The organism is Pedobacter suwonensis, assembly GCF_007833675.1.
GTDB classification, from domain to species: Bacteria; Bacteroidota; Bacteroidia; order Sphingobacteriales; family Sphingobacteriaceae; genus Pedobacter; species Pedobacter suwonensis.
On sequence record NZ_CP031708.1, the window covers coordinates 3588493 to 3602803 of the forward strand.

The window sequence follows — 14311 nt, forward strand, 5'->3', positions numbered from 1 at the left end:
TATATTTGATCTTTACTGCAATCGTTTTATGATTAGAAACCAACTCAAGCCGTTAATGGTGTTTTTTATCTGCACCCTGCTTAAGTTAAACAGCGCTCTCGCTCAAGAAAGTATTTTAAGCGAAGTTTCTTATTTATATATGGAGAAACTTGTTGCGGCGGCTAAAGCCAACTATCCAAGGGTGGGTGCTCTTAATAACCAGATCAATATAGCCAAAAGCGACCTTTCCGGGGCGCGACTTTCGTGGCTGGAGCCTTTGTCCTTTCAGTACGTTGCCCGCTCAAACCAGGCAACAGCCAATACCGTGGTAGATCTGCAGACTGCTGATCTGCTTACAGGATATCAGTTTGGTATTTCCATCAACCCCGGCTCTTTGTTAACCAAACCGAGCCAGATTAAAAAAGCAAAAGAACAGTTAAGAATTGCCCAGTCTAACCAGGCAGAATATTTTCTTGAGCTGGAGGCACAGGTAAAATCCAGATATGTTACACTTCTTCAGTTTCAAAAATCGCTTGCACCGGTCAACGATATGTATCTCACGGCACAGAGTAATTTTGAAAACATGAAAATCAAGTATCAAAAAGCCGAGATAACCTTTGCAGAATACAACAGTGCGTCGAATTCCTTGAGCAATGCCCTGCAGGCCAAACTGCAGATGGAAGCCAGCTACCTCAATGCAAAAATTTCACTCGAAGAATTAACGGTTAAAAAGTTGGAAGAAATAAAATAATGGCTGAAGGATATAAATTTTTGAAACTTGTCAAACGCTACCGTCTGGCATTGATATTGGTCCCTTTGATTACCATTATCATCACTACATTTTTAGTGCGCAACCTGAAGAGTTCATATATATCCCAGGCCCAGATTTCAACCGGAATTGTGGATGAAACACAGCAACAGTCAGTAATTATTGAGGCGGTCCAGGGTGAACAGGTACGTCAGCAGTTTAGCAATCTCATTGAGATGATCCGTATGAAAAGGGTACTCAATCAGGTATCCTACTTGTTAATGATACACGATCTAACCACCAATAAACCTTTTAAACCCAAAAGTGACCTGGTTGAAACGCTGAATAAAGACGCTGTTGCCCATGCCATTGAGGTATATCGTAAAAAATACGAAAATAATGAGGAACTTGATATCAACGTTCCTGATGAGGAGGGGCTTACAAGGGTGCTCAAATCAATGAATTACGATGCCGATGCCCTTAAAAGCAAAATATCTGTATTCCGTTCGGGAGAAAGCGATTTCATTACCGTACAATCTGAAGCCGAAAGCCCGGAGCTGGCAGCGTATATTGTAAATACCCTGTCTTCAGAATTCATTAAAGGTTATACTTCGCTCACCAAAGCTTCGCAGGGTAAGGCAAACAATTTTTTGAGGAATATGCTCAGGGAAAAAACGGATACCCTTGCCGCACGAATGGCCAGACTGAAGAATTATAAAATCAAAAACAAGGTCTTAAATCTCACCGAACAGTCTAAGCAGTTGTATTCTTTAATCCTGGATTATGATACCAAAAAACAGGAAGCCATTGAGAAGACTGCTGCATACGCCGGTGCGCTTAATGAGATTGATGCAAAGTTCAATCCCAAAGAACGGAGCTATATCGAATCCAGGCTCTCTAAAGTAAACCAGGGATTGGTGGAAACTAAGGCAGAACTAAGCAGCCTTTACGACCTCTACCTTAAAAACGACCTTGACGAAAGGTATAAAAACAGTTATGATTCCCTTAGAAACAAGCTGACTGAACAGATTAACAAATCTTCTGATCAGTACATCAACAATCCCCTGAGTGCTAAACAGGAACTGGTCAGTCAAAAAATCAATCTGGAAATACAGATGGATATATCCCGGTACGGAATAAATTCTCTTGAAAATAAAATTAATTCACTGACCAGGGATTTTGAGAATTTAGTTCCACAGGAAGCAGAGGTACAGACCCTGGAAATGAGTGTGGATATCGCCAGCAAGGAGTATCTGGATATCCTGAACAAATATAATCAGAGTAACCTCGAATCCGGGGTTGAATCTAAGATGAATATTGTCCAGATGGGCGTTGGCGGACTTGCACAGCCTTCGAAGAAACTTCCGCTGATGGTGCTCAGTGGTTTTGTGAGTCTTGTTTTCTGTCTTTTGGCATTATTTATCATTTTCATTACCGATAACCGAATACTTGATGCGAAAACACTGGCCGCGAAAACGTCGGTGCCTGTACTCGGTACGATACCAAAACTCCCGGCTCCGCTTGAGTCGCTGAATAGCTCATGGGAGGATCCGGCCCATCATGATTTTTGGGCCAGCATACGTTCCATCCGATATGAGCTGGAGTCGGCCATGCAGGATAAGGTGATCGTGATTTCCAGCTTTGGGCCTTCTGAAGGGAAAAGCTTTTTTGCCAGATGCCTTGCAAGGTCATGGGAAAAAACAAATAGAAAGGTATTGTTGATAGATGGGAATTTTACACATCCCTCGCTAGGTCAGGCCCGGGCTGGACAATATGTGGAGGATTTTTTACAGGGAAGAGAACAAATTGGGCAGCAGGAACCGATAGAAATGATTTCGGTGTTAAGCAACCGTGGCAAAGAAGGATCTCTTTTGGAACTTTCCAGTGCTCAGCAGATCAATCAACAGCTGGACAGGGCAAAAACAATATACGACCTGATTATTATCGATGTTGCCGCGATCAATGATAGCAGCCTCGTGAGAGAATGGCTTTCCTTTACCCATAACGCCGTAGCGGTGTTCAAATCAGGAGAATCAATCAATGAAGATAAAAAGGCATATCTTGCTATGCTTAAAGAAACCGGGATTTTTAGGGGATGGATACTTAATATGGCCGAAACGGGTTCGGGCGAACTGGAGTTTTTTAAAACAAAAGGATAATGGATGCGTTTGTGATCTGGCATTGGATATTATACATTCTGGGAATCATTATTTGCTTCCATCTTCTTTTTCCGATGGTGCTGTTTTTATGCTGGAAGTTTTCCGCCAAACCAGTAAGATCTTTAAATACGGGTACAACCAACAGGGATTATGGAATTATTTTAACGGCTTATGAGCAGGTAGATTTTGTAGCCGATGCGGTCAAATCCCTTCTGGATATGGACTATTTAAATTTTCATATTTATGTGGTTGCGGATAACTGTAAACCATCTGAAGCGCTTATTTTTACCGATGATCGTGTTGACGTTTTGTTTCCCGAGAATGTTTTAGCCAGCAATACGGCCTCTCACTTTTATGCCATTGAGCATTTCAGGCGTCAACATCAAACAATATTGATCATGGATAGCGATAACCTCGCTCATCCGCAATTGATTAATGAGTTGAACAAGTATTTCGGGCTGGGGTTCCATGCTGTACAGGGACTCAGATCAGCTAAAAACCTTGAGACTACAATTGCCTGCCTGGACGCGGCAAGGGATATTTATTACCATTTTTATGACGGGAAAGTGATCTTTGAACTTGGATCATCTGCAACACTTGCGGGCTCGGGTATGGCGTTTGATTCGCAGCTCTACATACGAATGCTAAAAGATATTGATATCAAGGGCGCCGGATTTGATAAAGTGCTTCAGGCCCGTTTGATTGCTGTTGGCGAAAGAATTGCTTTTGCCCAGGACGCCATTGTTTATGATCAGAAAACCTCCGCTCCGAAGCAGTTGGTCAGCCAACGATCGCGTTGGATCGCTACCTGGTTTAAGTACTTCAAATTTGGGTTTGGAATTCTTTATCAAGGTGTGGCAGGCGCTAATCTTAATCAGCTTATCTTTGGTACAGTGCTGCTAAGGCCGCCACTGTTTATATTCTTATCACTGGCTGTTTTGTTAATGGTCATTAGCCTGTTTACCACCCAGCTATTGGCACTGGTCATTTTCCTTTCCCTGGTTATTTATGTAATTAGCTTTTTGATTCCGGTTTTAAGCAAAACAACCGATAAAAAAATTCGCAGGGCGCTGGTTTTTATTCCTAAATTTATATTTTATCAATTTGTATCCTTAGCCAAATCTGTCTTCTCCAGCAAGCCAAATGTGGCAACCAGGCACCGCCTCAAAAATAACAGCAGATGATGTGGTCCAACCTATCATATGAGATGAAAAAAAAGCTGGTAATTCTTATTGCTATGCTATCATTTGCTGTCGGCTCAGCTTTACTCACCGTTAAGCTCGAATATTATGCCGTTTTCCTGGCATTGCTTTTTGCAGGAGGCATTGTATTTACGATTGCATTATTTTCCAATCCAAAAGTTGGTTTTCTCGTTTATCTCGTATACTGTTTCTTTATTGCCGGCCTGCTGAAAAATACGGGATTGCCTTTTGGCCCCCTAATGGAAGTTCTGCTCGGCGCTACCTGGCTTTCGCTGCTGGTTAATTATAAGAAAATCGACTGGAAAGAGATCCATAATGATCATATTATCATCGCGCTCATCTGGTTTTCAATTAACATTCTGGAATTGGTTAATCCCGAAGGGGCCAGTTTGCTGGGTTGGCTAAATGAAGTACGTTTTACAGCTTTCAACTGGTTGCTAATCGCCCCTATTGGCTTCTTATTGTTTAAGAGTAAACGCGACCTTGATGTTTTTTTTATAATGATCATCTCACTGTCTGTTTTAGGTACGCTTTATGGAATCAAACAATATTATATAGGGGTTTCTGCCGGTGAGCAACGGTGGCTTGATGAAGGAGGGGCAACCACCCATATTATTGATGGCAGGCTCAGGGTATTTTCATTTTATACCGATGCAGGCCAGTTTGGTGCTTCTCAGGCCGCAATGTCGGCAATCACAATAGTGATGGCCTTAGGCCCTTTTAAAAGGTGGAAGAAGATCTTATTATGGATTTCCGGATTAATACTCTTTTACGGAATGCTAATTTCCGGCACCAGGGGAGCATTTTTTGCATTTGTGGTGGCCAGCATCTTTGCCATGTCACTGAGTAAAAATTTTAAGGTGCTCTTTGCGGGGCTTTTCTTCGTTGTTGCCATGTTTGGCTTTCTCAAATACACCACTATCGGAAGTGGGAATTACCAGATTGTTCGGCTACGTACCGCTGTTGACCCTGAAAACGATTCCTTTAATGCCAGGCTGATCAATCAGGCCACGCTGAAAGAATTGATGAAGAACAAACCCTTCGGTGCAGGGGTGGGAAGTATCGGATTGAACGGGATTAAATTTAATTCAGAAAAATATTTATCAAATATTCCGCCAGATAGTTATTGGGTTAAGATTTGGGTAATGTACGGACCTGTGGGGCTTGTGATATGGTTTTCACTGATTATGTATATGCTTGGAAAGTGTTGCGGAACGGTGTGGAACATTCAGGATAAGGGACTCAAAGTAAAATGCATTGCGCTAACATCCGGTACCGCCGGTCTGTTTTTTTGTAGTTATGGCAATGAAGTTATGAATGGTTTTCCATCAGTAATCATTCTATACATGTCATGGTCATTTGTACTCATGGCCAATAACCTGGATGGAAAAAATGTAGCAATCTCAAAAAATAACTAATTTCAATATGCCACTAGGACTCTTGGTCATACCTGCAGCTGTATTTTTTGTATTTGGTTTTATCAAAGGATATAAGAAAAGTAAGAATAATGTATAAATTTCTGCAATCCATACCCGATAAACTGGCCAGGGTCACCTCTGGAAGGAAGCTCATCAGCGAGATTGATGGACTTAGATTTTTTGCGATCCTTCCGGTGCTTATACAGCATTTGAACGAGCGTTTTGAGCGGAACACCACGATCGATTTTATCCATCCCAAAGCAGATACATTTGCCTATTTTCTGGCTTACAGGGGGTTCTTAGGTGTTTACATTTTTTTTGTAATCAGCGGGTTTATCCTGGCGCTCCCATTTGCTTCATACCATCTGGCCAGCGGAAAGAAAATAGGTATCAGGCAATATTTCTGGAGAAGGCTTACCCGGCTTGAACCACCTTATATTTTCTGGATCAGTATTTTCTTTCTGGTTTATGTATTTCAGCGCCATGTTTCTTTTTTTGAATATCTTCCGCATTATTTTGCCAATATCACATATACCCATGCTATTTTTTATGGTGTCTGGTCTCCCTTTAATCCCCCAACCTGGACCCTCGAAATTGAAATCCAATTTTATATTCTTGCGCCATTTCTTTCCTATTTTTTCTTTAAAATACCTAAAAAAGGTATCAGACGTGGTCTGAACATTGGCTTTATTCTGGTGCTGATGTTGCTCCAGCAATATTTTAAGTGGTACCTGCCACCGTTTAGTCTTTCAATTCTAGGTCATCTTCACTATTTTCTAATCGGCTTTATGCTGGCTGATCTTTATATCTGTGATTGGGCTTCAATTAAAAAAAGCAAATTTTATGATATTGTAGCCGTACTCGCTCTTGCAGGGCTTATTGGTTTATGGAGCTGGGGTTTTGAGTTCATTAACAGACTGGCGGTGGTAATTTGTCTTTTTGTCTTTTTTATTGCTGCATTTAAAGGAAACCTGATTAACCGGCTGATTACCAACAGGTGGGTGATGGCCATCGGTGGAATGTGTTATACCATATACCTTATTCATCTTCCTTTTGCCGAGTTTTTTATCCGGTTAAGCAAATATGTAACCTTCACTCGTGATTATACCATTAATCTGCTCTTGCAGCTGGCCCTGTTTCTTCCGGTTGTACTGGCCTTAAGTGCCGTATTTTTTCTATGTTTCGAAAAGCCTTTTATGGATAAAGACTGGCCTTCCAGGGTTGCAAAATGGGTTTCATCTATTTGGAAAAGGCAATAACTTTTGCGAAGAATACATACTATGGAACTAAAGGACAAGATAATCGTAATATTGGGTGCCACCAGGTTTGATTGGAAATTTGAATCCACCAGTTATCATACCGCCAAATTTCTGGCAGAAAACAACGACGTATATTATGTTGATTTTCCCTATACGCTTAAAGATTACTTCAAAAGAAATCAACAATCAGACATTGCTTTAAGAATTCCACATTTTAAGAAAGGCGCAAAAGGAATTCTTGATACAGGATTTCCGGGTTTAAAGATTTTAATCTTGCCATTGTTACTTTCTCTTAACTTTTTGCCCGAAGGGCGTATTTATCGTTGGTTATTGCGGTGGAACGAACGCATGATTTCGGCCAGGATTAACCGGGTTATGGCAGAGAGAGGCGTTGATGAATTTATTTTTATCAATTCGTTTAATTTCCACTATCCCGGTGTTTCTAAAATGCTTTCCGGGGCAATACTGACGATCTACCATTGTGTAGACCCTATTATTACGGGTTATGATGAGCGCCATGGATTTGTATCCGAAGATTTGCTCATCAAAAACAGCGATCTTGTAATCTGCACAAGCAAAGCACTTTATCGCGACAAAATTAAAAAGAAAAAGCAGACCTTTTTTATTCCTAATGCAGCCGATTTGACGGTTTCCTCACGGGCGCTGGATCCGAACCTGCTCATCCACCCTTCCGTATCTGATATCCCCAAACCGGTTATCGGTTACTTAGGTGCAATAGAACGCCGTATCGATTTTGATCTGTTGATAAAGGTTGCCACGATGAACCCGGATAAAAGCTTTGTACTGGTTGGGCCTACCGCCCGGGAATTCGTTCCTCAGGAGTTTGAAGAAATGCATAACGTTTATTTTCGCGAAAGTGTGCGCTATGATGAGATGCCGGCAGTGGTAAAAGGATTCGATATTGCAATGGTTCCGTTTAAAAAGGATGAAGTGAGTGCAACAATCTTTCCGCTTAAATTATTTGAGTACCTGGGAACTGGTAAACCAGTGGTGTCTACAGATTTTAATATGGATCTTTTGGAGTTTACCTTTGATTCTGTGCGCTATTGCCACAATACTGATGAGTTTTCTTCAGCCATTTCTTTTTATCTTGAAAATGATAACGGGGAAGCTAAAGCATTCAGGTTGTCAATTGCTGCCGATAATACCTGGGCAAGGCGTATGTCAGAACTGGGCAGTCTGATCGCTGAGTTTTATCCCGAAAAAAAAGGTAAAAATTAACTTTTTTTAAGACAACATTTCCTTGTACAGATTGATATGTTTACTGATGGGATCACTGCGTTGGTACCACTCAAGAAGGCGCGCTCTGCAGCTGTTTAAAGTTGCCGCTTTTTCTTTTTTTGAAATAATTGCTTGTCTGATCAGTTTCCGCAGTTCAGCTACATCACCCGGATCAAATAAATAACCACTTACGCCAGGCTCAATATAATCAATCATTCCTCCTGTTGCTGATGCAATCAGCGGTGTGCCACATAGTATAGCTTCGGTGCCGGTAAGCCCAAACGTTTCCTCCAGTGAGGGATTAATGAAAAAATCCATTGCACTGTAAATCAGTGAGTGAAATCTTTTATCGTGCACAGGTTCAAAGCGGATGATATTGATGGCGCGCTCATTGTTCGTGGTAACTTTTGCCCTGATTGCCCCAAAGGTTAAAATGGTAATGAACTTTTTCTCATCGGCTTCTAAACCCCCAATAGCCTCAAGTAAAAGCCAATAACCTTTTCTGTAATTTTCAAGATCATCAGCACCCGTTCCAAGTATCAGTGAGTCTGCAGGAATATTAAGGGCTTCCCTGGAAATAGCCTTGTCAATTCGTCTGAAACCGGCAATATCAAGCACACAGGGAATCTGATCGCATTTTACGCCAGGAAGATATTGTTGGATTTTTTGTAGCGTAAGCGTACTGCTCGCAATAAACCTGATGCCGGAAGAACGAATGCTTTCATGTTTTGTTCTCTGAAGCAAATCTTCTGCATTTTTGAAATTGGGATTACGTAACACATCCTGTTCATAATGAAAACCACCTAAAATCGGGTTTAGGTCGTGAGCGGTCCAAACCATCGGTTTTTTTATGGCTTTAAAAAAGGTCGGGACATCTACAAAGTCCGATATCCAGTGAAGGTGGATAAGGTCAGCACGTTTTACCCGGTCATCCTGTTCCAATCGGTAATGCGAAAAAGGAAAGCTAAAGATTTCATACTTTCCTGTTTGTCCTTCTGTAATTCTCGTATTTCTGTCTATGCCCAGTTTCCTGGTTACCCGGTTGGTAAACGGCCTTTTTTGATCGGTCTTGTATACACCAGGTAAAAGATTTTCATTGAGGGCATGCATACAAAGCACTTCAGATTCGATGCCCTGTTCCAAAAGCGCCTGATGAAGACGCATAACAGCAATTCCTGCCCCACCGGTAATATAAGCTGTAATATGAAGTATCCTCATCCGTTATGGTTAAAATTAGGGCTGATCAAAAACGTCGCACCATATAAATTTATCTGTCATCACCCTTTTTGGATGCTCCTTCCCAATGCGGAAACCTAACCAGTTTTTTGGTGCGTATACCGTATTGTTTTTATCTGAGAGATAAGCGGCCCACCACGCAAAACTACTGTTTGAAATAATGGCGATATCAGCATTTTTTATAATCTGAAAATCAGTTATCTCATTATTTGATGAGAATATATAGTTTGGCTGTTCACCAAAGTAGGCCTTTACATACTCAATATCATCACTCACAAAATAAACGATACAGTCTTTAGTATCGCCAAGGGCATCCAGTCTGGTTTTGAAATAAGACATCGGCAGGGAGATGTCTCTTTTGCCATAGTTCAGGTAATCCGTTCGCCGGATATGGACAACAATCGTTTTATTCGTCCGGAAAACAGGTCCGAATTCCGCTTCAAAAAGATCGGTGAATTGCTTTTTAAGCTTGATGTTGAATCCTCCTGGAATATTCCTGACATAAAAATCGGTTTGGAAGAAGCCCTTGTAGATGGTGCGTTCTTTCACTTCTACCGGCCGCGGAACCTGGATACTTTCAATGTAAATCTCGTTAAATTTCAATACTTTGGGCAACATGCGGGTATATACCGAATAGAGCTTTGAAGATAAGGTCAGGTTATCGAATGTCCCCAGGTCAAAATATTTGGTCAGGTAGGCATGATGCGGATTTACAAAAAAAAACGATTTTCCTTTGTTGTTTGCTTTTAAATACTGAAAGAAAGCATATTGGAAAATCTGGTTTCCAAGCCTCCCGATAAATTTAACTCCGATCATAAATCTGCCTTTTTTAAAATATATTTATTGATGAATTCAGGGTAAAAGCGATAGGCATATACAAATGCATTGAGTGCATTTACCTTGAGTTCTCTCCACAAAATAACCTGTGATATGCTAAAACCGAAAATGTTGGCAATAAGGGTAGCATATGCCGCACCGATTACCCCGTACCGGTGGATGAGGAAATAATTCAGCGTCAGAATTACGCAGGTATTAACAATTACAATGATAAAAGTAACCCTTGTTTTTCCGATGGAATCGATAATTACCCCAAATTGTCGCCCAAACGGACCGAATATGCAATAAAGTAAGGTGATGTTGAGTATAGGAACAGTATCGGCATACTTATCTCCCGCCAGAAGCTTAATAATCAGCCCATCAAACAGATAGATGAAAATAATTGCGGGGATTACCATGGCCAGGATGGTGCCAACCGACTTCTCATACAGGTATTTAATGGCTTCCTTTCCTTCGGTTTCTATGCGTTTAGAACTTTGCGGAAACACAATAGTGGCTACAGCATTGGTAGGGATATCGATCAGATTGCCAATTCTCACTGCAATATTGAATGAGCCGGAGGCAGCCGGGGAAATAATGCCTGCAAGCATCCACTGATCTATTGTACCAGAAAGAATGGAACTAACCGAGGTAGCAAATGCATACTTGCCATAATGGAATATCCGGCTGATCCAGTTTTTACTAAACCGGTAAGAGAAGCTGATGAAGTTTTTTACATAGGCCCAGGAGATGGCGATGCTAACCAGTACAGCTAAAATCTGTACATATACCAGTGTCATCAGATTAGTCTTGATGCCAAAAAAAAGGCATACGAACAAGAATAAGCACAACACGGACTGTCTTGCCAAACCGCTGAAAAGCACACCTGTATATTTAAAGTTGGCCTGCTCAATGCAATTGAACTGGGTCAGGATTCCGGAAAAAATAAATACAATATTATACAGGTGAAACATGGGTTCAAGTTCCGGTGCTTTGAGCAATCTGGAAAGATAACCTGCGAAAATCAGGTTCAATAAAATGCAAAGAACCGTAAGGCTTCCACTAATGGTAAGGGTTGCAGAAAAGATATCTGAATGTTCTTTTTTTTCAGACCCCGACATAAATTTGATCAATGCACTCTGAATAAGTCCGTTACGGATAATTTCAAGGATCGTTACCGTTTGCAAAAATATTCCCCAAACACCATAATCATTTTTTGTAAGAAGTCTTACCAGTACGAAGAATATCGCAAGGTTAATCAGCGTGCCGGAAAAGTTCTGCAGGATGTTGATGATCCCGGATTTAATCCAATAGTTATTTTTTGTTCCGCTCATTTAAGCCTGATTTGGGGATAATGGTTTTCTTTTCAGATGTGTTGCTGCCAGTTCCAGTACGTCCTGATCACTTTTGGCATGGTATATCGCTGCATTTGAGAATTTAGGGTAGAGTTTTGTAAAACAACCAAAATAGTGTTCCGGGCCTTTTTTAGATAAAAGGATATTTACGCCGCCAAAATAGCTGGCCAATGCACCTGTTCCCCCGTGTGTGGATATAAAATGTTCCGCATTGGCATATACCATCAGCTGGAAATGGTTAAAGTTTCTCGCTTTGCCCAGGTTTTGTTTAAACATGTTTTCCATTAACAGCACTTCAGGGTGCTGCTGCTCAATCCAGTCGTATTCATTTAAATCGTAAATATCGCTGTTGTCATTCGTAATATTTTCAGGTCTGGGTCTGTTGTAAATAATCTGGTATTCAGATTTATAGCTGTTGATCAGTTCGTCTAAAAGTGCAATGCTTAAAAAACTGATCGGCGGACCATCCCATTCCATATTATAGCGGTTGGCAATAATCAGGATAGGTTTGTTATAACGATAAATGTCATTGCCATACACCTCTTTTAAGGGAACTTGTGCCCACTTACGCATGTTGTAGTTTTGGCTGTAAAGAATCCGGGGTGTTTCAAAATTATAGTTTCCCGGCGTAGTTCTGGAATCAAATGTTTCAAGGTGTTCAGGCGAAAAAAAATACAGCTCGGAGGTATATTTTGCCCCTTCGGTTTGCAATAGGGTACCGTTTTTGAAATGCCAGTAGGCAAATGGCAGTGCGAAGGCCAGATCAGGAGTAAACTCTCCGCTAAAGGATATTTTTTTATAGGGTTTTTTAATTACATAATCGCTGATCAGGTATTTCCACTGAATGACCTGGCATAGATAGGTGTCCCTGAAAAAATAGCGGTAATTCGCAGGAACGTTATAATGCCTGATTTTTGTATATAAGCCTAAAATTTTAACAATTAATTTCCTTAGCATGTCACAGGTTATTTTGTAGCTATTTTCATTTTTTATGCTGATGCCAGCCAGGGGTTTTGTGGTAATTTAGTCGTAAAGTCGCGTTAATCAAAAGCTAAGCGCTGCGTAACTTTAAAAATAATAGTTCAGGTTAAATTTTATGTGCCTGTAAAGGTGCCTGGCCACCCTGATCATCATATTGGTGGGATGCCGCTTCCAGTTCCGTTTAAAGGTACTGGGTTCTTCACTCGAGTTTCTTTGATCAAAAAGACCCTGAAAGTCTTCATAAAACAATCCTTTACCCTTACGTTTAAGAAACGACATCATCATGCTGTATTCTGCCTTTTCTACATTAACCCCTTCCTTATAATCGCCAAACTTGATTAAAAAATCACTTCTCCTCAGGTGTGGATGGTCACTGTACAGGTAGAATTTATTATAGGTACTCAGAATATCTTTAGGGTTAAAATGCATTTCAGAGAAACCTTCAGCAAATGGTTTCAGAAAAGGAAAACGCTGATAGGCATAAAACCGAACGATATCCAGGGTAGGGTCATTCTGCATAAAACCGATGGATGCAGAAAGTTTCTCCGGAAACAGTTCGAGTGGAACAAAATCTTCCTGTACATAAAGCGTAAGGGGAAGTGTTGCGTTTCGCTGTCCTTTATTAATATTATTTCCTAGTCCGGCATTTTTTGGCGTAGTAATAAGCTTAAAACCAAATTCAGGCTGGAGTTTTTTAACCAGCACCAGGTTTTCGGCTGTACTGCAATCATCAGACACAACAATTTCACCAAATTTGCAACCCAGCGACGCGAAAGAGGAAAGTAATCTGGCTAGGGAGGCAGGCCTGTTAAAATGGGTAACCAGCAAGGTTACCTCTGGAAAATTGAACGCTTTTGACTGCATGTATTGATAAATTGTTAGCTGGAAAAGATTTCCACTGCTGGTCTTAACCTTTTGGGGTACAGCTTACAGAAGCGGATCTGAACATGTATAAATTTATTATTTTATTTCAAAGCAAAAATTTTTTTGACTGTTTTTTTTACTTTGTAAAACCCTTTTCTGAAAACCCTTACATAATTGGGTACAATTTTGAAGTCTGCCCAGGGGGTCATTTTAAGATACCGGAAAAACTCGTTTTTGTAAAACTGACTGCCATTATACGATGAATAGATCGGTTTAATATCAATAAAATGCATAATAAAGGGATCTTTTACATCTACCCCGGCCTTGCAGTTCCAACGGTGGTCGAGTTCTTTCCAGCTATTGGCAAAAACTACGTTAAGGGCATATTGATCTGCTAAAAGCAGCGAATCTTTATTCTCCTCTACGCAGGTCAGTATTTTTTGAGGTATATTTTCGTTTTTCCATTTTTCAATATCGATTACCAGCAAACCTGCATTGAAATATTTCGTCTCCGGATCAAGCCCAAGTTCACGGTAATTAGGTATTCCTGCCCATTCGCAACTTACCGTTGCCGAATGGTCCTGTACGCAACCCACGGTTCTACCGTCCAGTTCCACCGACCATAACTCCGATATATCCCTGTTCACAATCATGTCTACATCCAGATAAATGACCCGTTTTGCGGCATTACCTACAATATAAGGCGCAAACATTCGCATATAGGTAATCTGTGGCATCCCAGTACCGTCAATGGGGAGGTGCATATCCTTTGGCAGAACCGATTCCATCTCATGAAAGCTGAGGGTATAATCATTACCATCAACCATTGATCGTAGCTTCTGAATGTTCAGTTTGGAAATTCCATTATCAATAATCGCGAAGGCAATCTGCTCGCCGGTTTTATGATTGGCCTGTACCGATTTGATCAGGGGGGCCAGTAAAATGGCATAGTGGTTATCCGTTGCGATAACAATATGGATAGTTTCTCTTTGTTTGGACATTCGTTTGAAATAGAGGCTTTTTGTTTCGGTAGAACATACAAATTTAGGGAA

At 40.8% G+C, this 14311-nt stretch carries 12 protein-coding genes; 6 read left to right on the plus strand and 6 right to left on the minus strand.

Annotated features, from left to right (window positions below; genetic code table 11):
- Positions 1 to 28 precede the first annotated feature (28 nt).
- The 6 genes from DV942_RS14820 (at position 29) to DV942_RS14845 (ending at position 8007) form a co-directional block, all read left to right on the plus strand.
- Positions 29 to 730: a TolC family protein gene (locus DV942_RS14820; RefSeq protein ID WP_145858695.1), complete on the plus strand. Its 702-nt coding sequence runs from the start codon at positions 29 to 31 to the stop codon at positions 728 to 730.
- Positions 730 to 2886, plus strand: a complete 2157-nt coding sequence (locus DV942_RS14825; protein WP_145858697.1) for a GumC family protein — start codon at positions 730 to 732, stop codon at positions 2884 to 2886. Before DV942_RS14820 ends, DV942_RS14825 begins: the two co-directional genes overlap by 1 nt.
- The gene (locus DV942_RS14830) at positions 2886 to 4070 is read left to right on the plus strand and encodes a glycosyltransferase (protein WP_145858700.1); all 1185 of its coding nucleotides are present in this window, start codon (positions 2886 to 2888) and stop codon (positions 4068 to 4070) included. The genes DV942_RS14825 and DV942_RS14830 overlap by 1 nt, the downstream gene beginning before the upstream one ends.
- Before the next feature lie 23 nt (positions 4071 to 4093).
- Entirely contained in the window at positions 4094 to 5506 is a 1413-nt protein-coding gene (locus DV942_RS14835) for an O-antigen ligase family protein (RefSeq protein WP_186462314.1), read from the plus strand.
- A gap of 89 nt (positions 5507 to 5595) precedes the next feature.
- A complete protein-coding gene (locus DV942_RS14840; RefSeq protein ID WP_145858706.1) occupies positions 5596 to 6765 on the plus strand; it encodes an acyltransferase family protein in 1170 nt (389 codons plus the stop codon).
- Between the two features lie 21 nt (positions 6766 to 6786).
- A complete protein-coding gene (locus DV942_RS14845) occupies positions 6787 to 8007 on the plus strand; it encodes a glycosyltransferase family protein (RefSeq protein WP_145858709.1) in 1221 nt (406 codons plus the stop codon).
- A gap of 6 nt (positions 8008 to 8013) precedes the next feature.
- Here the strand turns inward: DV942_RS14845 and DV942_RS14850 are convergent, their stop codons facing one another.
- The 6 genes from DV942_RS14850 to DV942_RS14875 all read right to left on the minus strand — a co-directional run bounded on the left by DV942_RS14850 (position 8014) and on the right by DV942_RS14875 (position 14260).
- Positions 8014 to 9225, minus strand: a complete 1212-nt coding sequence (locus DV942_RS14850; RefSeq protein WP_145858712.1) for a glycosyltransferase — start codon at positions 9223 to 9225, stop codon at positions 8014 to 8016.
- Between the two features lie 15 nt (positions 9226 to 9240).
- Positions 9241 to 10059, minus strand: coding sequence for an alpha-1,2-fucosyltransferase (locus DV942_RS14855; RefSeq protein ID WP_145858714.1), 819 nt, complete (start codon positions 10057 to 10059; stop codon positions 9241 to 9243).
- Positions 10056 to 11393, minus strand: coding sequence for a flippase (locus tag DV942_RS14860; protein ID WP_090980803.1), 1338 nt, complete (start codon positions 11391 to 11393; stop codon positions 10056 to 10058). The genes DV942_RS14855 and DV942_RS14860 overlap by 4 nt, the downstream gene beginning before the upstream one ends.
- Positions 11394 to 12371 (minus strand): hypothetical protein, encoded by a 978-nt coding sequence (locus DV942_RS14865; RefSeq protein WP_145858717.1) that lies wholly within the window; start codon positions 12369 to 12371, stop codon positions 11394 to 11396.
- Positions 12372 to 12482: 111 nt separating this feature from the next.
- Positions 12483 to 13259, minus strand: a complete 777-nt coding sequence (locus DV942_RS14870) for a glycosyltransferase (RefSeq protein ID WP_145858719.1) — start codon at positions 13257 to 13259, stop codon at positions 12483 to 12485.
- 101 nt (positions 13260 to 13360) lie between these two features.
- Positions 13361 to 14260, minus strand: a complete 900-nt coding sequence (locus DV942_RS14875) for a glycosyltransferase family 8 protein (RefSeq protein WP_145858721.1) — start codon at positions 14258 to 14260, stop codon at positions 13361 to 13363.
- Between the last annotated feature and the right edge of the window lie 51 nt (positions 14261 to 14311).